The sequence below is a fragment of the Salinicoccus sp. Marseille-QA3875 genome, assembly GCF_054950095.1.
This window is the reverse complement of record NZ_CM143103.1, coordinates 2,586,220-2,607,688: the sequence shown is the minus strand read 5'-3', so window position 1 is coordinate 2,607,688 and position 21,469 is coordinate 2,586,220. Positions and strand designations below refer to the sequence as shown.

Below are 21,469 nucleotides of genomic sequence, written 5' to 3'. Positions count from 1 at the left end.
CTCTATTCCTTACTGTGATTTTTTGGCAGGGTGATATCAAATACCGTGCCCACACCATATTCGCTATTCAGATCAATAGTTCCATGATGTCTTTTTATAATCGAAGAAACGATATACAGGCCGAGACCTGTACCGTGCTTCCCGCGGGTTCTTGATTCATCTACTTTATAAAAGCGCTCAAAAACACGGTTTTGATGCTCTTCTTTAAGACCGATTCCTGTGTCTCCGACTGAAATTAAAATTTCATCTCCATCGTCACGAACCTTCAAGGTAATTGTATCATGCGGCTTTGTATAACGGATTGCATTATCGAGCAGATTATTTATGACTTGTTCTATTTTACCATAATCAAAGTCGAATATTATACTGTCTTTTTCAACATCGACTTTAAATGATACCTCTTTATCATTCATTTCATGTTTAAACTTGAAACTGATTTCATTGACCAGGATCATAATATCATTTTCTGCAATATTCAAAAGATCTGCGCCACTGTCCATTCTTGCAATCGTAATCAATTCATTTACAAGTTTGTTCATTCTGTCAGATTCGTCTTTGATGATTTTTATCATTTCCTTGACTTCTTCCGGTTCAGTGACGATTTCATCCAGAATCGCTTCAGAATAGCCACTGAGCATGACCATCGGTGTTTTAAGTTCATGTGAGACGTTGGCTATGAAATCTGAGCGCATCGTTTCCGTTTTGACGATTTCAGTGATGTCGCGGATCAGAACGATGGCACCGTATGTTTTATTGTCGCTGACTACAGCTGTATATGATACTTGATAGTGTTTGTTCGTAATGTTCAATCTTTCTATGTGTGATGTTTTCGATTCAACAATATTAAGTACACTATCCATGAACAATTCTTTTTCATGTTCTTTTGAAGTTAAAGTCTGATAGATTACGTTGCCTTTTGCATTGCTGTATATCAGCTTTCCTTCAGTATCAAAATAAAGTACGCCCTCTTCCATGGAAGAGAAAATTTCTTCTCTGAGATTTTTCTCATGAAGTACAGCTTCGATATTATTTTTAATATCCTGGTTCATTTTATTGAAAGCCAATGTCAGCTCGCCTATTTCATCTCTGCTGCGGACTTTCAAAGGTTTGTATTTACCCTGGGAAGTGTTATATGCAGCAGTCTTTAATTTAGTGAGCGGCTGGGTAATTCTGTTAAGTAATAAGAATGCGAAAATTGTCGTACCGATGATCAATATTCCGGTTGTTATGAACATTATCATCGTGATTGTGCTGATGGACTGGTTTACTGCATCAAGGTCACGGTATTTTATGATTTTAATATCTTCATCAAAGTACCTGGTTAAATTTGAGGTTTTAATCATATACATACTGTCGTATAAATCATCCATTATAAATGTTGATTCAGGCATGTCATCAATATTTATCCGGTTGTAAATCTCTTCATCCAGGGCGGACAACGGCAAAATTGATTCATTGTCATAAAGGATAAGAAGATTATCCTCCAGCAGAAGGTTCGCATTGCTGACTGAGGATGCATTGATATCATGTTCGGTAAGCAGTACTTCTTCCACTCTTTCAATATCTTCTTCTAAAATTGTTTCAGTCGAATTGAATACATAACTTCTGAAGAAAAATATTAAAGCGAGAGTTAATATAATTAAAACTGCAGTCACCATTAAAATAATGGTCAACCACAGTTTAGAAACAAGACTATTTAATGATTTCACGATTCATTTACCTCAAACTTATAACCGATGCCCCACACAGTATGAATCATGCGGCTTGCTTCCGGTGATACTTTGTTCAACTTCTCTCTCAAACGTTTTACATGTGTATCCACCGTTCTTAAGTCGCCGTAGAAATCATAATGCCAGACTTCTTTCAACAACTCTTCACGATCGAAGACTTTGTCGGGACTTTTTGCAAGAAATAATAAAAGTTCATACTCCTTTGGCGTCAGATTAACTTTATGATCATCAGCAAGAACGCGGTGCGCATCATTATCTATTACCAAATGTTCATAGACGATGACATCCTTCGCTGTCGCCTCCTGATTGATGAACGCCGTTTCAGAAGAACGGCGCAGTATCGCTTTAACGCGTAAAACAACCTCCCTCGGAGAAAATGGCTTGACGATATAGTCATCCGCTCCGACTTCAAATCCTTCCACCCGGTTATTTTCTTCACCTTTGGCGGTCAGCATGATGATCGGAGTCGACTTTGTGCGGCGCAATCTGCCTGCCACCTCAATACCATCCATCTTCGGCATCATCAGATCCAGCAGTATACAGCTGTAATCATTTTCCATTGCGAGTTCGAGCGCTTCCTCGCCGTCCTCTGCTTCTGTAATATCGTAGCCCTCGCGGACCAGATACATGTTCAATAACTTTCTTATTCTTTCTTCGTCATCAACAATTAGTATTTTTTCAGTCATTTCAACCCTCTTTTCTAGCTATGCATATGAGTGAAGTCCAGCAACAATCAAGTTTATTGCAATCAGGTTAAAGAGTATCAGTATGAAACCAAGCACTGCAAGCCATGCAGATTTCTCTCCTTCATATCCCCGGTTTAATCTTAAGTGCAGGAAAACCGTATAGAACATGAATGTGATGAAAGCCCAGGTTTCTTTTGGATCCCAGCCCCAGAATCTGCTCCACGCTATTTGAGCCCAGATAGCTGCAAAGAAGATGCCTCCAAGAGCAAATAATGGAAAACCGATAATTACTGAGCGGTATCCGATTTCATCCATCAAGTTTAAATTAGCCCTGCTCGCAAACGGCTTGACAAACGCCATCAAGCGTTTTCTGAGTACCAGGCGGAGTATCCCGTAAACAATGGACCCCAGTATGATTGACCAGATAACTGTATTCAGTGACTGCGAGTTGATTACAGGCGGCAGATTGATTCCTGTGTGGAAATGATCTGCTTCCTCATATTGATTGTCGCCGAGGTGATCCACAGGGATTGCGTCAGCGTAGTTGATCAGGCTTGGCAGATGGTAATCCGCAATCATGGTTTCTCCCCGCTGATCGGTATACATGAATTCATCACTGTATCCTACTGCTCCCTGCATGACCAGTGTGGTTCCAATATAAACCAGCACAATGACAATACCCGCCATAATCATTTCAAGCGTCCGTGCTCTCAATGATTTTTCATTTTCCGGAATGGCTTTCAGTAAATATATTAAACCGGCAACAGCACTCATAGATAAGATACCGTATGAAACAGTTACTGTAATTACGTGTATTGCCAGCCAGTTACTTTGCAGCGAAGGTATTAAAGGGTTCGCATCCGTTGAAAATAAACTGCCGTACGCAATCAGTAATAATGAGACAGGAATGGCGAATAAACCTAAAACTTTGGTTTTGTAATAATGGTAGGTGATTAAATAACCTAAAATTAACATTATTGAAAACGTTGCGATGAATTCATACATATTGGATACGGGAGCATGTCCTGTTGCTATCCATCTTAGTATAAAATACCCAATTTGCATAATAAAAGCTACTACAGTCATTGTAATGGCGATATATTCTGATCTTTTCTTTTTACTTTTGATACTGATTGCAAGTGGTACCAGCGCTACTAAAAGAATAAAGAAAGCCGCTGTAATCAGCCCATTACTTATCGATAACATTGTTGATTCCATAATTATTTCTCCTCATCAGTGTTGACGCCTTCATTTTGATCTTTGGCGTCTCTGTCAAAGATGTGTTCATATCCATTTTTTTCTAATATCGGATTGAGCTCTTTTTTCAATCCAAAGTAGTTCTTATTCGTATGTGCACTGATATTCAACCCATCTTCGTCATTGATCCATATACGTCTATGGTTAATATATGAACCGATGGCAAGACCGATTAAAAATATGATGAAGCCGGTTGCTATGAACGGCAGCGTCAGATCTTTCTTCAAAGTCAGCACCGTTGCCCAGTGATTTTCATTTTCAACGAACTTGACACTGTATTCATTATCCTGTGTGATGTCGGTTGACAGCATGACCTGAAGCAGACTGAGTTCACTTGATTCTCCATCAGTAACTTCGAAGACAAATGCCGGGTTCGTTGCAACCGGAGTTTTGGAAATCAAAGATCCGTTATCATCAATTTCCACAAAGTCAGGAGCATAAGCCCGCATGTTCACTTCCATGCCTTCACCAATATCGTAAGATTTATCAGGATTATCAAGATCGACTGTGAACTGTTCACCTATGACCTCCCCACTCGAGTCTTCCAGCTGGAAAGTCATCGACTTCATCTGTGAGTTATCATAACTCGACTGATAAAGTTCAAACTGGTCGAATCTGTATGGATGGTTGACACGTATACTGTAATCTTCAACTTCTTTCAAATCAGGTGAAGAACCAATAACATCTTTGTTTTGATTTTCATAGAATGTGATATCGGTCTGGTAATTGCTAGTTACCGTCTCATTTGAATTTTGAAGCGTTTCATCAAATACAGAACCTGCATTCTCATCATACATATCTACGATGAAATCATTATTCTCAACATAATACTGACCCTCTGTTTCAGGAAGCTGAACAGTCTCTCCTTCAGTGATATAGACAAGTTCATCCACATACATACCCGGGAAAAACCTGAGCATACTTCCGAATAACAGGATAATCAGACCGGTATGGTTTATGTAAGGCCCCCATCTGGAGAGCCATCCTTTTTCAAGAAGATGATGATTGTTATCCGCTTTATGCTTGTATCCTTTTTTCTTAAGATCTTCGATGACACTTTCAGTATTGCCTGCATCTGTCTGATGTAAATTTAAACGCTGTCTTTTATAGAAAGATGGGTGTTTTTTTGCCCTTTGATTTCTTAATGATTTAAGTAAAGGGAGCCCCCTGTCAATACTTGCAGCAATTATGGATAAAGCAAGCATTCCTATCAGGATGATAAACCACCATGAAGAATATAAATTATGAAAACCCAGTTCGTAATAAAGGCGGCCTAATGTTCCATAGTTATCAGTATAATACTGTAAGGGCTCGACTCCGACAGGTATAAAGTATTCCTGAGGAAAAAGAGTCCCGATTGATGCTGATATTGCAATGATCAGTATAATGGAGACTCCTACCTTTATGGAAGTAAAGAACATCCATATTTTATCAAAAATACTTTTGGAACGGGTTTTAGAACGTATTGCACTGCCGTCATAGCGCATAAGATCTTTTATTTTCTTTTTATCATAGTCACTGTTGATCATCTTCCCACAGGATTGGCACAGCTGGGTACCCGGCGGGTTTACATGACCACAGGATTCACATTTTATTTCTTTTAATTCCATTAATTTTCATCCTGTTCCGAAGTCGATTGTTCTATAAAGTTATAAATATCGTCCGTGGTCAGCTGATGTTCCTGTTTTTCAACCACAACTCCGTCCTTATCTATTGCGATGGTCGTCGGTAAAGGACCGACCTGATAAGCTTTGGTCACATCTCTATTACTGTCCAGCACAATTGGAAAACTCAAGTCTTCATCAAGACTCGATAGAAACTGGTTGATCTGCTGATTACCTTCAGAAACGTTGACAGCAACAATTTCATAATCTTCATGACCTTCATTATAAATTTCGTTCATATCCGGCATTTCTTCACGACAAGGTTCACACCATGTACCCCAGAAATTCAATATTACACCTTTATCCCGGTTGATTTCAGACAACTGGATCTGTTCACCATCTAAAGTTTCAAGTTGGAAATCAACTGCTTCATCTCCTACTTGTATCGCTTTCGAATCGGAGGTCAGGTTAAACCATAGTGTAACGCCTAATAATATGACAATACTTGAAATGATACTTATACGAAGTATATTCCTGGTTCTTTTCTTCATAAATTTCACCTGCCGTAACAATTTTAGCTTCTTATTATTATAGCATTCATATATTAGTACGGTTTGACAGTATTATGACAATTCAAGCGTTAACCCTTCGCATTGGCAATCAGTTTTTTAACTTCATGCGGCTTCAGGAATCTGTACTCGCCTTCACTCAGATTATCCAGGTTTAAAAAGTCATATTTGGTACGTGTCAATTTGAGCACTTCAAGGTCGAAATACTCGAACATTCTTCGGATCTGGCGGTTTCTGCCTTCGTGGATCGTGACATCCAAAATCATATTCCTGTCTTTTTTATCACGGATGATTTCAATGTCTGCAGGAGCAGTCATACCGTCTTCGAGTTGTATGCCTTTGGTCATTTCTTTCTGCTGGTGTCTCTTAAGTATTCCGTCCACTTTAACTCTGTATGTCTTCGTGACTTCAAATTTCGGATGGGTCATGTATTGTGTAAAATCACCATCATTGGTCAGAAGCAGAACACCTGAGGTGTCATAATCCAGTCTTCCGACAGGGTAGATTCTTAAGTTCAGCCCGGCAAATCTCGATGTTACGGTTCTGCGGTTGTTATCATCATCAACCGTAGATATTTCACCTGATGGTTTGTAATAGAGAATATATACTTTTTCTTCCTTTGTTAAAGGTATACCGTCTACCTCTACTTTATCGCTGTCGGTCACTTTCGTACCCAGCTCCGTTACAATCGTACCGTTTACACTTACTCTGCCATCAATTATGAATTGTTCAGCCTTACGTCGTGAAGTCACGCCGCTGTTAGATATAACTTTTTGTAACCGTACTTCATTTGTCATATTCTTCCTCCTTCAAATTATTAAAGAACAGATCGATTTCTTCCTGTTCTTTAATGTCGTCCTGGGTCGGCAGATCATCCAAGCTTTCCAGTCCAAAAACTTGTAAAAATGTTTCGCCGGTAACAAAGTGTGCTGCACGTTCGTTCTCCAGGCTTTTCTTTAATATAAGATTTTTATTCATCAGTGTAGTAATCGGTCCGTCTGATTGGACGCCGCGAAGCTCTTCTATCATGGCACGGGATGCCGGCTGGTTGTATGCGATGATGGACAGCACTTCCAGTGATGCCTGTGAAAGTTTATTTTTAGGTTTATCCTGAAGTATTCTATCGATATACTTCTCCATTTCTGCCGTTGTCTTTAAAAAGTAGCGCTGATCGTGCCGGCTGATCGTCAAATGTGATTTATTATACTGCTCTATCTCATGACCCAGCTGCTGCCTGGTAATCGGCACATGCATGATCAGCTGCTCCTCAGTCAGCCCGACATCGCCTGCGATATACAGCAGACCTTCAATTATATCTATTTTTTCCATGAATATTACTGCCTTTCAAATTGATAATCTCCATCATCTGAAATGTGAATCATCATCTTATGTGATTTCACCCAGTCAAGGATGACTATGAAAACTGCTACAATCATCGGCTTTGATTCATCCAGACTGAACAAATCAAGGAACCCGAGTGAATTCTTTGTTTCAAACCTATTGTATATATATTGTTCTGCATGTTCCTTCGAAACGATTTCCCTTCTGATCGTTACAGTCTGTGGCTGGTTCAATGACACCCGCATTTTAACTTTCTGGTACGCTTCAATCAAATGTGATAAATTTAGTGAAAGATCTTCGTTATTATCATCAGTTTCCTCAAGGTCATGAGGCGGTTTGATAAAAGTTTTATCATTTTCAAGCTTAAGGTTGTGAAGTTCCTCAGCATACTCTTTATAATTCTGGTATTCCAGCAGCTGTTCCAGCAGTTGTTCTCTTGGATCTTCATAATCCTCTTCTACAGCTGCAGGTTCCGGCAGCAGCATGACACTCTTAATTTTCAGCAGTTCACTGGCCATCACTAAATATTCACTTGCTATGTTGATTTCCAACCCTTTCATCTGATTTATGTACTCCATGTACTGCTCGGTCAATGTTGCCATGGGAATATCATATATATCAATTTCAAGTTCTTTGATCAAGTGTAACAGCAAGTCCAGAGGGCCTTCAAAGATATCTAATCTAACCTCATAGGTAAGCATATTAAAACCTCAATTTTGGAGAATGATTATGGATAAAATCACTTTATTAAAATACTACAACGAATTTATTATAAAACAAGATTACTTTGAATGCCATGAAATCATGGAAGACTCATGGAAATCAAAAGAAAACTTTACAAAGGATCTTGATGAAGTGTTTTTCATTCAAGTGTCCACTGCTGAATACCACTACCGCAGGGGCAACCTGTACGGTGCCCAAAAAATATACAATCGCGCTGTCAAAAGATTGAACATATCACCGATTGATTATAAAAAATACGGTTTAAAAAGTGAGATGAAGACACTGATTGAAAATCGTTTACATAATATTTCTTATGTAAACTTCAAACCTTTGCAGCTGCCTCTTACAAAGGACATGTATCAATCACTGCACTCTTTTGCAATGCCGGATGTTTCATTTGAGTACTTCCTCGACTACATAAAATCACTTCATAAAACAAGCATAATGCTGGTTGAAAAGCATCGTTTGCGGGACCGTAGGGAGATAATCGATGTCAGAAATGCGAAGCGTATGAAAAAGCGTGACAAAGATTGACTGCCCCACAAATGAAAGACTGCGGACAAACAACAGTTATTTGTCCGCAGTCTTTCATTTTATCATACCAAAAATACCCAATACGAAATGCCCCAAACCAAAGCAAATATCAATATCAGAATAAAAACAAGCTTTCTGTTTCTCATATTACTTCAACTCACTTAGCAAACTTTTGCCTTTTGATTCGTAGTGCACATTGAAGTTTTCTGCGATGGTTGCTGCCAGGTCGCTGAACGTATCACTGTTACGCAGAGGACCATAGTTCAAAGGCCTTTTTGAAGTCATAAGTAAAGGCACATATTCCCTTGTATGATCGGTACCCGTGTGCGTCGGGTCATTCCCATGGTCCGCCGTGATGATGAGAAGATCATCATCCTGCAGTTTAGCTGTTATTTCAGGTAGACGTTCATCAAATTCCTTTAAAGCATTTGAATAACCTGCCGGATCTCTTCTGTGTCCGTAGAGTGCATCAAAATCGACAAGGTTTAAAAATGACATTCCTTCAAAATCACGATCCATGACTTCGAGCAGTTTATCTACACCATCATCGTTGTTTTTAGTTCTGACAGAGTCTGTAATACCCGAGCCGGTAAAGATGTCATTGATTTTTCCGATGCCGATAACATCTTTGTTATTTTCTTCCAATGCATTCAGTACTGTTTTTCCAAACGGCTCCAATGCATAATCATGTCTATTTTCTGTTCTTGTGAAATCCATTTTATTCGTTCCGACAAACGGTCTTGCAATGATTCTGCCAACCAGGAATTCAGGCTCTTTGGTCATCTCTCTTACTTTTTCACAGATTTCATAAAGTTCCTCAAGAGGAATCACTTCTTCATGAGCGGCAATTTGAAGCACCGGATCATTAGAAGTGTAAATGATAAGATCTCCTGTTTCCAGCTGATGCTCACCATAATCCTTAATGATTTCAGTTCCGCTTGCAGGGATATTGCCTACTATACCACGGCCAGACACTTCTCTGATTTTATCCAGTAACTCTTCGGGAAAGCCTTGTGGATATACTTTGAATGGCTTTTCGATATGAAGTCCTGCAATTTCCCAGTGACCGGTCATGGTGTCTTTTCCCTGAGACAGTTCTGCCATCTTACTGTAAAATGCATGAGTTGTTTCAGGGCAGCCGACTCCAGGCAGTTCATCGATACAGCCAAGCCCCATTTTCTCTAAATTTCCCAGCGTTACTGCAGAGTCTTCCAGAAGGTGTTTAAGCGTATGTGTCCCTTCATCTCCAAATTCCTTTGCATCATGCTGAGCACCAATGCCTACCGAATCCAATACTATTAAATGTATTCTTTTAAACATATAATCCTACTTTCTGGGGTGAAATTGTTTATACATTTCACGAATTTTAGTCGTTGATATTTGAGTGTATATTTGAGTGGTGCTGATGTCCGAATGCCCGAGCATTTCCTGAACAGCCCTTAAGTCTGCACCATTTTCAATCAGATGGGTTGCGAAAGAATGGCGGAAAGTATGGGGGGTTATATTTTTACTGATGCCACTTAACGTTTCGTATTTCTTTATCGTCTTCCACAATCCCTGACGGGTGAATCCCCGCCCCCTGTTTGTGATGAATAAATCTTCATTATCATCTCCTTTAAGAAGCTGAGGTCTGATATCTGTCACATAATGATCCAGCTTTTTGGCGACAAAATCGGTGATGGGAACAATTCTTTCTTTGCTGCCTTTCCCGCTTACACGAATAAAGCCCATCTCAGTGTTAACATCAGCTCTTTTTATACTGATCAGTTCACTCACGCGGATTCCTGAAGCATATAACACTTCCATCAGCGTGCTGTCCCTCATTCCAGCCGGAGAGTTATCAGGTGTATTGAGTAAAATTTCCATTTCTTCTATAGTCAAATACTCCGGCAGCTTTTTCTCACTTCTGACTGCAGTCAGTTTCACCGCCGGGTTCATTTCAATTATATTTTGATTAAGTAAAAACTGATGGAAATTTCTTAATGTGGACTGGGTTCTTGAGATGGTCTTTGCACTCAGCCCTTTTTCTGACAGAAATTTAATGAACTGGATCAATAATTCAGTGTCCACTTTATCTAAAGAAGTAATTTCCTCGTCTGCCAAATAATTTGAGTAATGCTTTAAATCCTGTCTATATGAGTTGAGCGAAGCTGCACTCAGTCCCTTTTCAATTTTCAAAAAAGTAATATATTCATCCACGTATACATCAATCATTTTCCTTGTTCTCCGAATTTGATGTGCAGGTTCTGCATATGCCATGAAAAGTTAAACGATGATCTGTAATTTTAAACTGAAAATCATTTTCAACCTTTTTTTCCACTTCACCAAGCAGGTCTTCTTCAATCTCTTCAACAGATCCGCAGTTGATACATACAAGATGATGATGAAAATGTTCAGCGCCTTCCTTGCGGAGGTCATATCTTGAAACGCCGTCACCGAAATTGATTTTATCCAATATTTTCAATTCATTGAGGAGTTCCAATGTACGATATACAGTGGCAAGCCCGATTTCAGGGTATTTATCTTTAACTTTCATGAATACATCTTCAGCACTTAAATGATCACTTTCATTTTCAAGTAATACACGCAGAGTCACTTCACGCTGGGGTGTCAATTTATATCGCGCATCATGAAGGGCTTCTTTTATATGCTGTATTCTTTTTTCCACAACGCCACCTACTTTAATCTTTTATCAATATATATTATACAAAACTTTCAAATGGATTAAAAGTTATTAATAATAATTATAAATAAACTTTCTTCTAATTGAGAATTATAAATTTAATAATATATATTGTACAGCAATTATGGTTTTAGCATCACGAAAATGCCCTTTTTTAAGATGTTCTTCCAATAAATCAATGGGTACTTTTACAACATCCAAAAACTCATCATTTTCAAGCGCCTGTTCTTCAAGTTTGAGATCCTCGGCAATGTACATATGAATCAATTCACTGGCAAAGCCTGGTGCTGTATAAAATTCATACAGCTTCCTGATATCAGAACTGACACCACCAATTTCTTCTTTCAATTCTTTCCTCGCAGTTTCGTAAGGCTCTTCGTCCTTTTCCACCTTCCCTGCCGGGATTTCCAGAATAACCTCTTCCGTCGGTGTTCTATACTGGCGGACAAGGAACAGATGGTCATCATGTACAGCAATGATGGCAACCGCCCCGTTATGATGCACTATTTCCCTTTTGGAAGTACTGCCGTTCGGAAGCAGTACATCATCATGTGTCACTTTTATAATGTTACCGTTAAATATTTCAGTTGAATGCATCACCTTTTCCCTAAGATGATCAAAAGATTCATTATTACTCATATGTTAGCTCCTAGACTGTTTATTTTCTTAACTATACCACTAAGTATAATGCTTTAAAAAGACAGGAAAAATAAAATTCAATGAAATTATTCAAATTTATTATGAAGTATTGATATAATTGTCATATTGAATCAAATGAAGGAGTTATATAATAATGAAAAATATCCAATCCAATAATGATCTCAGGTTTTCTCAAGTTGCTTTGGGTTGTATGAATTTACCGCTGGAAAATGAAATAAGGACTGAGGAAATTATAGAATATGCTCTGGCAGAGAATATTAATTACTTCGATACAGCGGATTTATACCAGTTTGGCAGCAATGAGAAAGTAGTGGGAAAAATACTGGACAAATACCGCAGCCGCCATGATTTTATGATTGGTACAAAAGTCGGCAATGAGTTCGATAAACATCTTCAGCAGAAAATCGGCTGGAATGCGACCAGCAGGTATATCAGGGATCAAGTTAAAGAGTCACTTCACAGGTTGAAGGTGGACAGTATAGATTTGTATCAGCTGCACGGCGGGACCATCGAAGACAATATGGAAGAAACGATTGCTGCATTCGAAGACTTAAATGCACAGGGGATCATAAGAGGTTATGGTCTCTCCTCCATCCGGCCGAATGTCATAGACTACTACATTAACAACAGTAATATCGATACATTGATGCTACAATTTAATCCGATTGACAACAGGCCTCTTGAGCTGATAAATTCACTCGAAAATGTTGTTGTGATGGCAAGGGGGTCTTTGATGAAAGGTTTATTTACGAAGAAATTCGAGAAAGTCTTGCAACAAAAATTCCCTGATGGTATGTTTAACTATTCATCTGAAGAATTGAAGTCTATTTTAAATGAAATATTTGAAACATCTGAAGATCTGAGCGCTTTGTCCTATAGATACATTCTTGATTCAGCTGATATTATCGTAAGCGGAGTCAGCAGTCTGAAGCAGCTTGAGAATAATATGGACAGTTACAGGAAAGCGTTGGAAATGAACAGTGAAGATTTTCCGGAGACATTTCAAAATTTTAAAAAGCAAAGATATGAGGAACATAGAATATGAGAAATTTAGGAATATGGATTTGGACAGGTATCCTGTCAATCATTACAATCGTAGTTTCATTGGCTTATTACGCTTCAACTCAGACATTATTTTTTAAACTGCGTGATGTCGAAGTCATTAAACGCAGGGAAACAAGAGCGAAAAGAATTAACCTCGATGAATTTAATAAGTTGCCGCAGGATGATAAGTTGATTCCCTCAAGATTCAATTACAGTATAAACGCGATATTCGTCTATCCGAATGAGACGAATAAATGGGTGGTCCTCTGCCACGGAGTCACAGAAAACAAGGTGAGCTCCATCAAATATTTAAATATGTTTGTAGAGATGGGCTATAACTGTGTAATCTATGATGCCAGAAGACACGGCAATACCGGCGGTATTCACTCTACTTACGGTTTTTATGAAAAGTATGATCTTGAAACGGTCGTTGATTATCTTCATTCACATTACGGTCAAGACATCGAATTCGGCATTCACGGAGAATCCATGGGTGCGGCCACTATGCTGCTTTATGCCGGAGAACTTTCAAATAAAGCGAAGTTTTATATTTCAGATGCTTCGTTCTCTAAATTCGCAGATCAACTGACATTTATTTTCGGGCAATACTCCAGAATAGCTTCACCTTTTGTACTGCTCGTTACGAATCTGTTTTTCAGATTCAGAAGTAAATTCTCACTATACAAAGTCTCGCCGATAAGAGTGGTTGATAAAATTAAACAGCCGATCTTGTTCATCCACTCTAAGAATGACAGGTTCATACCTTATCAGCAGACTGAAGAACTATATAATAAAAAGAAGGGGCCCAAAGTTTCATGGTACCCCGGACGCGGCGGCCACGTCGAAAGTTTCAACCGCAACCAGGAGGCTTATATCGAAAAAGTCACTTACTTCCTCGAGAATTATGTGAAATGGGAAGTTGAAAAAAATCATGGGCAAGAGAAACATTAGAAGGCAGTCTTGCTTTTAGTTCTTTCAGATAATCATCTTCATAACGGTTGCTTAAATGAGACAGCAGCAGGTGTTCATAACTGATACTGCTGAAATTATTCAGCACATCTGATATTTCCGAATGGAAGTACTGGTGTGCTTTTTCATTTTCATTATCCAGGTAGGTCGCTTCATGGACAATCAGATCGCTGTTATCGATCAGGGATAAATATTCCCTGTCTGAAACGATACGTGTGTCCCCGTGCACAGATATTTTCCGTCCTTTGATTTCCGGTCCTATGAATTCTTCTGTATTATAAGAAACCCCATCATATTCGAAGACGGAGGAATTTTTTATATCTGCATAAACCGGTCCCGGCTTTATCCCTAAATTTTTAAGTTTCTCTGTATTTAAAGCACCTTTTTTATTTTCTTCGATGAAAACATAAAGGTAGCTGTCGATAGTATGGTCCAATAAGTATACGCTGATGTTAAACTTATCGATTTTTATTTGGGAGTCATGCTCCACTTCAATAATACTCAAAGGATAGTTCAATCTGGAACTGCTGATTTCAAATGTCACAGCCAGCCATTCTTTCAAACCTTTAGGCCCGTAGATCGTAAGAGGCAGGTCCTCTCCGCCCTGGTGTGCCCGGGATGATAGAAATCCAGGTAAACCATATATATGGTCTCCATGTAAATGTGTAATGAAAATATTTCTAACTTTTGATGGTTTAATATTTGTATGTAACATCCGGTGCTGAAGGGCTTCACCAGCATCTATGAGTATGTATTGATTGATTTCATCAATGACATCCAAAATATAACTTTGTGTATTGCTTTTCTTAGAAGGCAAGCCTGCACCTGACCCGAGAACTGTAAACTGCATAAAATCACCTTTTTATATTGATTGGTCAATTATATCATAATTATTGTGTTTTTAAGGTGACAGTGAAATAATAATTATAAGAGAAAAAGTATTGTGAAGGTGGCATCAGGCAGTATGGAAACTGTAAATTTCATTGAAAAATTTATAATTTATATAGAAGATCACTTGAGAGAACAGATAGATTATAGTGAAGCACTTAATGATCTCGGTGTAGAGCCTAAATCCTTTATAACCATTTTCACTTCGCTGGTTGGTATGACACCTTATGAATACCAGCAGAAAAGAAGAATGACTGAAATTGCATATGAGCTTTATGAAGGTCACCGCAGACTGATAGACATTGCCAAGTATTACGGCTACAGTAACGTCGATGAATTCAAAGAATTGTACAGACAGACTATGGGCATCTCCCCTTATGAAACAGAAAGACACATCAGACATCTGGACCTGCTGGAAAGAATCACATTTGAAATAGTCCCGGTGGACACCCCTAAATATCCGACAAGGACTATATATGCCGACAGCTTCAGAATCATTGGAATCACTCAATATTTTTCAATCAATGATTACAGCCGGGAAAAAAAGCTGGCAGTATTAAAAAAACTCGAAAAAAATGGTGTAGTTGATGAATTGTTGAATTACAACACGGGTTTGATAAAGGGAATCATTCTCCATGAAAGAATCGTCAAAGATGAGATGGAGCTGATGATTGGTGTGAGTTCTGTAGACGCGACTCCATTTAACGAAACCTATACTGAATCAAGCGACTTCACGATATTTGAAGGTGTCGGCAGAGCCGGTACACTGATTGAAGACATTTATCAGTATATTTTCAGGAGATGGCGCTTCAAAATGAATAGAGACTTAAACTGCAACTTCTCCATCGAAGTGATTAAAAGCCCGTTTGACGTTGACTATTCTGAATCCAAAATACAAGTATGGCAATCATTGGAATAAATATTTAAATCCTGTTATAAATGCTGGAATACAACATTTATAACAGGATTTTTATTTGATCATTCCAATTGCAAATATAAATTACCATACTTATCCATCATGTGTTCAGTACCTTCAATGTAGATGATTGTAAAAGTATTGTGATAAGAGTTATTCACTTCCGCTGCATCATTATCTGTAACTTCTCCTGATACTTTCAACTGATTCGTATTATTGGACAATTCAATAGAATCTACAACAACTTCGCTGTTATGGCCCGCTGCATCTCCGCTCTCGACGTGGGTTTCAGTAATCTTCTCCTCACTGATATCGACTGTCATGTAATTGAACTCCTGGATTCTGCCATCTATGACCATTGTCCATTCACCCATGTAATCATCCTTTGACACACCGTCAGTATCGAACCTGCTGCTGAATTCTGAAACAGTAAAAGGTTCCCGTTCTTTATTCACCGCAGCTTCTGTTTCAAATTCACCGTCTATGCCAACCATTTCCATCCAGTTATAATCAGAGTTATATTCATAAAGCGAAGTCGCATTCAATGTCAGCCACCGTGCAGAAAATACCGGATCATTGTAGACGAGACCAAGATTCGACATTCCATCCAGCTGCATCAAGTAGGATGGGTGCTGATAACGATGGTTGCCATGGGTATTCTCGACAAAGCCATCCGCAAAACCACCCGACGCTTCATCCATAATTCCATAATCAATCAAATCTCTTAAATGCCCCTCACTTTCCTCCATCTCCACAGCTGGAGCATATGAAAAATTATAATCCAGGCCTGTTATGAAGTCGTTGACGTTGATTTCATAAGTATCAACTGCTTCATTCTGAAGAAATCTTCCAAGAGTTGGCACCGTGTTGAATTGTCCTATCAATTCATCATATTTATAAATGAAACGTGAAGGAGACTGCAGTCCGGTAGCTGCTGTTGCTGTAGATGACATCAGATTCTCCATGATGATTTCACTGATGCCATCTCCGTCCATATCTATCACATCCATAATCCTCGGTGTGGATCCACCGTAAAAATCATATGTATATTCCGCGTAAACTGCTTCTTGATTACTGTCAAAGATGGCAAGTATATAATGACCGAGCTTAACTTCATCTTCGTCAACTCGGGTGTTGTTCAATATTTGAACTGTTTCATCAGTGCCGTCCCCGTCAATATCTGTAATACGTTCATAATAATCCCGATCTTCTTCTGAAACGATTTCGAAGCTTTCTTCATTGACCAGCTGAGCGATTTTATTCGTTTCAAGATTACTGATCAGTGAGTCATCTTCTTCTGTCTCTTCCTCTGAAGGTTCTTCTTCAGCTTTTGTTTCATCTGCATCAGTATCGTTTTCCGCGACATGATCGACATTCTCTTCTTCCGGTTCATTCTGCCCAGTTTCCGAACTGCTGTCATTTCCAACCACGACTACTTCTTTGTTTCCATCATCACTTCCACAGCCTGACAACAGCAGAAGTACCGCAAGCATCAATAGATATTTCATATTTTCCCTCCTATAAAATGGCACCGGAGTAAAAACTCCGGTGCCAATCATTAAACGTCCTGGAAGCCTGTAATTTCAAAATCCAGTTCTTCAGGATCATATTCAAGCGTATATTTTGTAATTATTTCTGCAGGTTCATCGAGAAGATCATAATCTCTCTCACTACTCACATTAACCGTTATTGTACTGCCATCACGGGAAAAATCCGAGTATTGTATGTCTGTAATATACATGCCTTCAAATGTACCTGAATCAATGTTGGATTCCAGTGCCGCATATGCATCTGTTTCATCATTGACATAATCTTCAACTTGATCGATATCTTCAAACATGTACATCATTTCAAGAGCATAAAGATAGTCAGTCAAAAATGATTCAACGTTATCTTCCATGTCATCTTCGAAAGCTTCACGCTCTTCTTCCAGTTGTGCTGCATTACGTTCAGCTTCACCGGCATCATAGATGGCATCTGTATCAAATTCGAGCTCTACAAAGTGTACGGGCGCAGCTTCTCCTGTAGAATAATCCATACCTACTTCATCATAACTCAGATTAAGCGGCTCGTTTTTACTTTCAAAAGTTTCCCCTGCGTGTGTAACTGTCGCGCTGACATCCAGCTCTTCTTCAAACGGATAAGGGCCGAGTCTATCAGAGTAATCATTCGTGTTGACTTCAACTTCTTCCCCACCGACGGTGACAATAAGACTATCCTCGGAAACATCCTCATAGTACATGGAAGTCACGGATTCACTGATTGTCAAATAAAAGTACCCAGGATCCAGAACTGCAGACTCGCTGTTTTGAAAGTCGACATTTATGGAGGAATCATATTCTTTCTCATCAATTACAGCAAAGCCGTCAAATTGATATTTTCCCGGTATCAGTTCAGCAAATTTCTCACTGCCTGAAGTCCACTCGTAGTCGTTTCCATCCATAGTATAGACGAATTTATCCATATCATATGACTCTGACATATAAACGTTGGTTCTGGGTATCGTGAAACTGTAGTCATCAAAAACTAAATATTGAGAACCATCTTTGTTAACAGATAATAGTGTGTATATACCATCAAATATGTCAGATCCCGGCGCCCCATCACCAAGAGCCGTTTTTACATCTCCGACCCATGAATTATATTTCGACAATCCGGATACCTGATCGACATAAGCAATATAGGCTTGTGCCTCTTCAAGTGTAATGTCATTGTCCACAGCTTTCTTCAATGCTTCTGCATCTTCCTCTGTCACGGCTTCAGCAATAGTATCCAGCTTATTATCCGGGGACAGGGCACCTGCGACCAGGCTGTATACGATTGCTATGATTACTGCCACCATAGCGAAGCCTGCTGCAAAAATGATCAACAGTTTTTTCTTTGCCGGATCCATCGGTTTACTCGGTTCAGGCTGCTGTCTCTGAGCAGTATTTGTCGCGGAGGCCTCTACTTTGTGGCCACAGTTTGTACAGACTTTTGCTTCTGGGCGAATTTCTTCTCCGCAATTTTTACAAAATTTCATTTGATTTTCCTCTTTTCCCAGTTAAAACATCATGTTGTTTAATTCATAAATAAAGTTTTCCAAAAACATGCCGACTACCAGTCTGCCCATGATATAAAAAACAATTGCAGCAAGAACATAGTAGATTATCAATGCATAAAAACTGTCGAATTTCACATTATTATTTTCAGCATATCTGAGAAATATGTAGACCGGTGCAGTGATGAATAAAAGAAAACCGACCAGGCTCACTAAAAATCCAAGTTCATAAAGTGTGATCAAATTCAGTAAAGAAGCTAATATAAATAATGTAAATACAATGACGGCCGGAACAGAAAAATCATTAAAAATATCTTTCCAGTGCTTACTCTCTCTAATTACGATGAGAACCAGCAAATATGTAATACCAAAGAAAACCCCGAACAATATTATCATAGCGATAAGATATTCAAATAATGTTGAAAATGGAATGACAACATCACCAAGTGCAGATCTCATCTGTACGAAAGTAATTAATGAACCAATCAATAACAGTAAACCTATTGTACCTGCAACAATTGAAATATCATATCGACGTCCAATTGAACTGCCTGGTGAGAGCACTGCATCTTTGAAAAATGAAAGAACTTCAGTAAAATATGTTTTCGCTTTTTCATTTCCCTGATTTGACGAAGAGTTATAATTATTATTTTTTTCAGATTCTTTTAAATATGGGTCCTGATTTACATCATTTAGTACAGGTTCAGGATCCCCTGCAAGTGGTTTCATCTTAGTGAGATCTTGTCCACAATCACCACAAAACTTGTCCTCTTCAAATACTTGAGCACCGCAATTAGGGCATTTCATACTATTCCTCCTTATTTAATTCATGATAAAGTATACCAGTAAAATATTTACAGAGCAATATGTAAATAAAGTTTAAATTCAATAATGTATTTTAAATATTAAATTATCAGATAATTAATATTTTAAGTGACAAGTATGGAAATACAATTAAAAAAGCAGGAATTCATATTTTTCATGAATTCCTGCCTGGCCGATTATATAATATCATCGAGGTTCGTAAAATAAAGATATGAATATTTATTTTTTCTGATGCTGTACTTTTATGATTTCTACAACTAATTCTGCAGCTTTAATCAATTCTTCGACAGGTATCCTTTCAGCAGTCGTGTGAATATTTTCATATCCCAGACCTAAAACAACTGTCTGGATACCTTTACCGTTAAAGACATTTCCGTCGCTTCCTCCGCCGAGTGAAATGAAGTCGGCCGTTCTGTCAATATTTTCAATCGCTTTTTGCACAGTTGTCACCACTTCTGAATCTAATTCAGCATGAAGGTGATCATACATCAGCTCTATGCTGACTTCCGCCCTGCCGCCGAGTGATTCTGCAGCATTTTGGAAAGCTTCTCTCATATGTGCTGCCTGCTGATCCATCTTCTCCGGATTTAAACTTCTAGCTTCCGCCAGTACATAAGCATAGTCAGCAACGATATTGGTTGCACTGCCGCCTTCAATACGGCCGATATTGGCCGTGGTTTCTTCATCAATTCTCCCCAGTGTCATCTGACTGACGGCTTTGGCAGCAATATTGATTGCGCTGATGCCTTCTTCAGGAGCCACTCCGGCATGAGCGGTTTTACCATGGAGATGCGCCTCTATTTTACTTTGTGTCGGCGCAGTGGTTACGACGGTGCCGACTTTGCCTGTCGAATCGATTGCATAACCGAACCTGCTTTTCAGCAGGCTTGTATCAAATGCTTTTGCCCCCACCAGGCCGGATTCTTCACCGACAGTAATGACGATTTCAACATCTCCGTGAGGCATGTCATTTTCATTGATGATATGAAGCGCTTCTATAATTGCTGCAATGCCCGCTTTGTCGTCACTGCCCAGTATTGTTGTACCGTCAGATACAATGTATCCGTCTTCAATTTGGGGCTTGATACCAACGCCTGGTGTAACAGTATCCATATGCACGGTAAAATATACCGGTTCGACATCCGGGTCACCCTTTAACCGGATAAGAAGGTTCCCGGCTCCATGGCCGGTTACTCCAGCAGTGTCGTCCTCGATGACTTCCACATCAAATTTCTTAAAATACTTTTTTAAATAATCTGCGATTTTTCTTTCATTTCCTGACTCTGAATCTACTTTTAACATTTCGAAAAACTGAGTGATCAAACGGTCCTTATTCATAACGGTCCCTCTCCAATAATTATTGATTGTCATAAACGAGTGTAATATACTATTTATAGTAATTTATTTGAGGATGATATTAATGCAAAACAAGAAAGTAAGACTATTCATTATCTGGTTTATGGTATTTCTGATTGTCGTATCCGGTCTATTGTTCGGCATCAGCATGCTTACAGGTGTCTGATTAAATGAAAGAGGTCCTTTAAAGGACCTCTTTTTTTATACTTCTTCGCAGTGTTCTTCGAACCATGCCTGTAAGTTTGTAATCACGCTCATAGTCTCATGACCTTCGATTTCATGTCTTTCAATCATATCGACGACCTTGCCGTCTTTAAACAGTGCAAACGACGGTGAAGATGGCAGATATTCCGGCGCTCTATCACGTACATGCTCCGTCGCATCCTTATCCTGACCTGCAAATACAGTAAGCAGCTGCGTTGGCAGTTTGTCATAGTTCAATGCGTGTTTTGCAGCAGGTCGGGCGATTCCACCGGCACAGCCGCATACCGAGTTCACCATCACAAGCGACGTCCCCTCTTTATTTAAATACTGATCAACTTCATCAGGTGTCGTAAGCTCAGTGTATCCGGATTCACGCATTTCACTGCGTGCTGTAGTGACAATGTCGTTCATATATAAATTAAAATCCATATTACTCATAT

At 39.0% G+C, this 21,469-nt stretch carries 23 protein-coding genes; 5 read left to right on the top strand and 18 right to left on the bottom strand.

Annotated elements, in window-relative coordinates; genetic code table 11:
* Positions 1 to 2: 2 nt before the first annotated feature.
* From ACY8DT_RS13270 to ACY8DT_RS13235, 8 genes are all read right to left on the bottom strand, one after another.
* Positions 3 to 1,709: a HAMP domain-containing sensor histidine kinase gene (locus ACY8DT_RS13270; RefSeq protein ID WP_462420783.1), complete on the bottom strand. Its 1,707-nt coding sequence runs from the start codon at positions 1,707 to 1,709 to the stop codon at positions 3 to 5.
* Positions 1,706 to 2,416 (bottom strand): response regulator, encoded by a 711-nt coding sequence (locus ACY8DT_RS13265; RefSeq protein WP_462420782.1) that lies wholly within the window; start codon positions 2,414 to 2,416, stop codon positions 1,706 to 1,708. Before ACY8DT_RS13265 ends, ACY8DT_RS13270 begins: the two co-directional genes overlap by 4 nt.
* Before the next feature lie 18 nt (positions 2,417 to 2,434).
* Positions 2,435 to 3,622, bottom strand: coding sequence for a c-type cytochrome biogenesis protein CcsB (gene ccsB, locus ACY8DT_RS13260; RefSeq protein ID WP_462422279.1), 1,188 nt, complete (start codon positions 3,620 to 3,622; stop codon positions 2,435 to 2,437).
* A 14-nt stretch (positions 3,623 to 3,636) separates the two neighbouring features.
* Positions 3,637 to 5,283, bottom strand: a complete 1,647-nt coding sequence (locus ACY8DT_RS13255) for a cytochrome c biogenesis ResB family protein (protein ID WP_462420781.1) — start codon at positions 5,281 to 5,283, stop codon at positions 3,637 to 3,639.
* Positions 5,283 to 5,828, bottom strand: coding sequence for a thiol-disulfide oxidoreductase ResA (resA, locus tag ACY8DT_RS13250; RefSeq protein ID WP_462420780.1), 546 nt, complete (start codon positions 5,826 to 5,828; stop codon positions 5,283 to 5,285). The genes ACY8DT_RS13255 and resA overlap by 1 nt, the downstream gene beginning before the upstream one ends.
* Before the next feature lie 89 nt (positions 5,829 to 5,917).
* Positions 5,918 to 6,643, bottom strand: coding sequence for a pseudouridine synthase (locus ACY8DT_RS13245; RefSeq protein WP_462420779.1), 726 nt, complete (start codon positions 6,641 to 6,643; stop codon positions 5,918 to 5,920).
* Positions 6,633 to 7,175: an SMC-Scp complex subunit ScpB gene (scpB, locus tag ACY8DT_RS13240; RefSeq protein WP_462420778.1), complete on the bottom strand. Its 543-nt coding sequence runs from the start codon at positions 7,173 to 7,175 to the stop codon at positions 6,633 to 6,635. Before scpB ends, ACY8DT_RS13245 begins: the two co-directional genes overlap by 11 nt.
* 5 nt (positions 7,176 to 7,180) lie before the next feature.
* Positions 7,181 to 7,888, bottom strand: a complete 708-nt coding sequence (locus tag ACY8DT_RS13235) for a segregation and condensation protein A (RefSeq protein ID WP_462420777.1) — start codon at positions 7,886 to 7,888, stop codon at positions 7,181 to 7,183.
* Between the two features lie 28 nt (positions 7,889 to 7,916).
* Between ACY8DT_RS13235 and ACY8DT_RS13230 the strand changes: the two genes are divergently transcribed.
* Positions 7,917 to 8,444, top strand: a complete 528-nt coding sequence (locus ACY8DT_RS13230; protein WP_462420776.1) for a DUF309 domain-containing protein — start codon at positions 7,917 to 7,919, stop codon at positions 8,442 to 8,444.
* Between the two features lie 147 nt (positions 8,445 to 8,591).
* Here ACY8DT_RS13230 and deoB read toward each other — a convergent pair whose 3' ends face one another.
* The 4 genes from deoB to ACY8DT_RS13210 all read right to left on the bottom strand — a co-directional run bounded on the left by deoB (position 8,592) and on the right by ACY8DT_RS13210 (position 11,766).
* A complete protein-coding gene (deoB, locus tag ACY8DT_RS13225; protein ID WP_462420775.1) occupies positions 8,592 to 9,764 on the bottom strand; it encodes a phosphopentomutase in 1,173 nt (390 codons plus the stop codon).
* Between the two features lie 6 nt (positions 9,765 to 9,770).
* Positions 9,771 to 10,655, bottom strand: coding sequence for a site-specific tyrosine recombinase XerD (gene xerD, locus ACY8DT_RS13220; protein WP_462422278.1), 885 nt, complete (start codon positions 10,653 to 10,655; stop codon positions 9,771 to 9,773).
* A complete protein-coding gene (gene fur / locus ACY8DT_RS13215) occupies positions 10,651 to 11,112 on the bottom strand; it encodes a ferric iron uptake transcriptional regulator (RefSeq protein ID WP_462420774.1) in 462 nt (153 codons plus the stop codon). The genes xerD and fur overlap by 5 nt, the downstream gene beginning before the upstream one ends.
* A gap of 105 nt (positions 11,113 to 11,217) precedes the next feature.
* Positions 11,218 to 11,766 (bottom strand): NUDIX domain-containing protein, encoded by a 549-nt coding sequence (locus ACY8DT_RS13210; RefSeq protein ID WP_462420773.1) that lies wholly within the window; start codon positions 11,764 to 11,766, stop codon positions 11,218 to 11,220.
* A gap of 154 nt (positions 11,767 to 11,920) precedes the next feature.
* Between ACY8DT_RS13210 and ACY8DT_RS13205 the strand changes: the two genes are divergently transcribed.
* Complete coding sequence (locus ACY8DT_RS13205; protein ID WP_462420772.1) at positions 11,921 to 12,832, top strand: aldo/keto reductase; 912 nt, start codon at positions 11,921 to 11,923, stop codon at positions 12,830 to 12,832.
* Entirely contained in the window at positions 12,829 to 13,782 is a 954-nt protein-coding gene (locus ACY8DT_RS13200; RefSeq protein ID WP_462420771.1) for an alpha/beta hydrolase, read from the top strand. Before ACY8DT_RS13205 ends, ACY8DT_RS13200 begins: the two co-directional genes overlap by 4 nt.
* Here the strand turns inward: ACY8DT_RS13200 and ACY8DT_RS13195 are convergent.
* A complete protein-coding gene (locus ACY8DT_RS13195) occupies positions 13,715 to 14,650 on the bottom strand; it encodes an MBL fold metallo-hydrolase (RefSeq protein ID WP_462420770.1) in 936 nt (311 codons plus the stop codon). The genes ACY8DT_RS13200 and ACY8DT_RS13195 overlap by 68 nt on opposite strands.
* A 114-nt stretch (positions 14,651 to 14,764) precedes the next feature.
* Between ACY8DT_RS13195 and ACY8DT_RS13190 the strand changes: the two genes are divergently transcribed.
* On the top strand, positions 14,765 to 15,607 hold the full coding sequence (locus ACY8DT_RS13190; RefSeq protein ID WP_462420769.1) for a helix-turn-helix domain-containing protein: 843 nt from the start codon (positions 14,765 to 14,767) through the stop codon (positions 15,605 to 15,607).
* A gap of 59 nt (positions 15,608 to 15,666) precedes the next feature.
* Here the strand turns inward: ACY8DT_RS13190 and ACY8DT_RS13185 are convergent, their stop codons facing one another.
* The 4 genes from ACY8DT_RS13185 to ACY8DT_RS13170 form a co-directional block, all read right to left on the bottom strand.
* Entirely contained in the window at positions 15,667 to 17,112 is a 1,446-nt protein-coding gene (locus ACY8DT_RS13185; RefSeq protein ID WP_462420768.1) for a hypothetical protein, read from the bottom strand.
* Positions 17,113 to 17,162: 50 nt separating this feature from the next.
* Positions 17,163 to 18,626, bottom strand: a complete 1,464-nt coding sequence (locus tag ACY8DT_RS13180; RefSeq protein WP_462420767.1) for a TcaA second domain-containing protein — start codon at positions 18,624 to 18,626, stop codon at positions 17,163 to 17,165.
* A 21-nt stretch (positions 18,627 to 18,647) separates the two neighbouring features.
* Positions 18,648 to 19,451 carry a zinc ribbon domain-containing protein gene (locus ACY8DT_RS13175; protein WP_462420766.1) on the bottom strand — a complete coding sequence of 268 codons (804 nt, stop codon included), beginning with the start codon at positions 19,449 to 19,451 and terminating at the stop codon, positions 18,648 to 18,650.
* A 237-nt stretch (positions 19,452 to 19,688) separates the two neighbouring features.
* Positions 19,689 to 20,807: a M20/M25/M40 family metallo-hydrolase gene (locus ACY8DT_RS13170; RefSeq protein WP_462420765.1), complete on the bottom strand. Its 1,119-nt coding sequence runs from the start codon at positions 20,805 to 20,807 to the stop codon at positions 19,689 to 19,691.
* Between the two features lie 82 nt (positions 20,808 to 20,889).
* Between ACY8DT_RS13170 and prli42 the strand changes: the two genes are divergently transcribed.
* Complete coding sequence (gene prli42 / locus ACY8DT_RS13165; protein ID WP_462420764.1) at positions 20,890 to 20,991, top strand: stressosome-associated protein Prli42; 102 nt, start codon at positions 20,890 to 20,892, stop codon at positions 20,989 to 20,991.
* 35 nt (positions 20,992 to 21,026) lie between these two features.
* On the opposite strand, the gene ACY8DT_RS13160 is transcribed toward prli42, so the two are convergent.
* Positions 21,027 to 21,458 carry a BrxA/BrxB family bacilliredoxin gene (locus tag ACY8DT_RS13160; protein ID WP_462422277.1) on the bottom strand — a complete coding sequence of 144 codons (432 nt, stop codon included), beginning with the start codon at positions 21,456 to 21,458 and terminating at the stop codon, positions 21,027 to 21,029.
* Positions 21,459 to 21,469: the final 11 nt, after the last annotated feature.

What these genes read in the sequence shown, in the direction of transcription:
- ACY8DT_RS13175 (WP_462420766.1), bottom strand. Translation starts at nt 19,451, where the DNA reads ATGAAATGCCCTAATTGCGGTGCTCAAGTATTTGAAGAGGACAAGTTT.
- ACY8DT_RS13180 (WP_462420767.1), bottom strand. Translation starts at nt 18,626, where the DNA reads ATGAAATTTTGTAAAAATTGCGGAGAAGAAATTCGCCCAGAAGCAAAA.
- ACY8DT_RS13205 (WP_462420772.1), top strand. Translation starts at nt 11,921, where the DNA reads ATGAAAAATATCCAATCCAATAATGATCTCAGGTTTTCTCAAGTTGCT.
- scpB (WP_462420778.1), bottom strand. Translation starts at nt 7,175, where the DNA reads ATGGAAAAAATAGATATAATTGAAGGTCTGCTGTATATCGCAGGCGAT.
- ACY8DT_RS13235 (WP_462420777.1), bottom strand. Translation starts at nt 7,888, where the DNA reads ATGCTTACCTATGAGGTTAGATTAGATATCTTTGAAGGCCCTCTGGAC.
- ACY8DT_RS13230 (WP_462420776.1), top strand. Translation starts at nt 7,917, where the DNA reads ATGGATAAAATCACTTTATTAAAATACTACAACGAATTTATTATAAAA.
- ccsB (WP_462422279.1), bottom strand. Translation starts at nt 3,622, where the DNA reads ATGTTATCGATAAGTAATGGGCTGATTACAGCGGCTTTCTTTATTCTT.
- resA (WP_462420780.1), bottom strand. Translation starts at nt 5,828, where the DNA reads ATGAAGAAAAGAACCAGGAATATACTTCGTATAAGTATCATTTCAAGT.
- ACY8DT_RS13170 (WP_462420765.1), bottom strand. Translation starts at nt 20,807, where the DNA reads ATGAATAAGGACCGTTTGATCACTCAGTTTTTCGAAATGTTAAAAGTA.
- ACY8DT_RS13255 (WP_462420781.1), bottom strand. Translation starts at nt 5,283, where the DNA reads ATGGAATTAAAAGAAATAAAATGTGAATCCTGTGGTCATGTAAACCCG.
- ACY8DT_RS13190 (WP_462420769.1), top strand. Translation starts at nt 14,765, where the DNA reads ATGGAAACTGTAAATTTCATTGAAAAATTTATAATTTATATAGAAGAT.
- prli42 (WP_462420764.1), top strand. Translation starts at nt 20,890, where the DNA reads ATGCAAAACAAGAAAGTAAGACTATTCATTATCTGGTTTATGGTATTT.
- ACY8DT_RS13200 (WP_462420771.1), top strand. Translation starts at nt 12,829, where the DNA reads ATGAGAAATTTAGGAATATGGATTTGGACAGGTATCCTGTCAATCATT.
- deoB (WP_462420775.1), bottom strand. Translation starts at nt 9,764, where the DNA reads ATGTTTAAAAGAATACATTTAATAGTATTGGATTCGGTAGGCATTGGT.
- ACY8DT_RS13210 (WP_462420773.1), bottom strand. Translation starts at nt 11,766, where the DNA reads ATGAGTAATAATGAATCTTTTGATCATCTTAGGGAAAAGGTGATGCAT.
- ACY8DT_RS13195 (WP_462420770.1), bottom strand. Translation starts at nt 14,650, where the DNA reads ATGCAGTTTACAGTTCTCGGGTCAGGTGCAGGCTTGCCTTCTAAGAAA.
- ACY8DT_RS13160 (WP_462422277.1), bottom strand. Translation starts at nt 21,458, where the DNA reads ATGGATTTTAATTTATATATGAACGACATTGTCACTACAGCACGCAGT.
- ACY8DT_RS13185 (WP_462420768.1), bottom strand. Translation starts at nt 17,112, where the DNA reads ATGAAATATCTATTGATGCTTGCGGTACTTCTGCTGTTGTCAGGCTGT.
- ACY8DT_RS13265 (WP_462420782.1), bottom strand. Translation starts at nt 2,416, where the DNA reads ATGACTGAAAAAATACTAATTGTTGATGACGAAGAAAGAATAAGAAAG.
- ACY8DT_RS13245 (WP_462420779.1), bottom strand. Translation starts at nt 6,643, where the DNA reads ATGACAAATGAAGTACGGTTACAAAAAGTTATATCTAACAGCGGCGTG.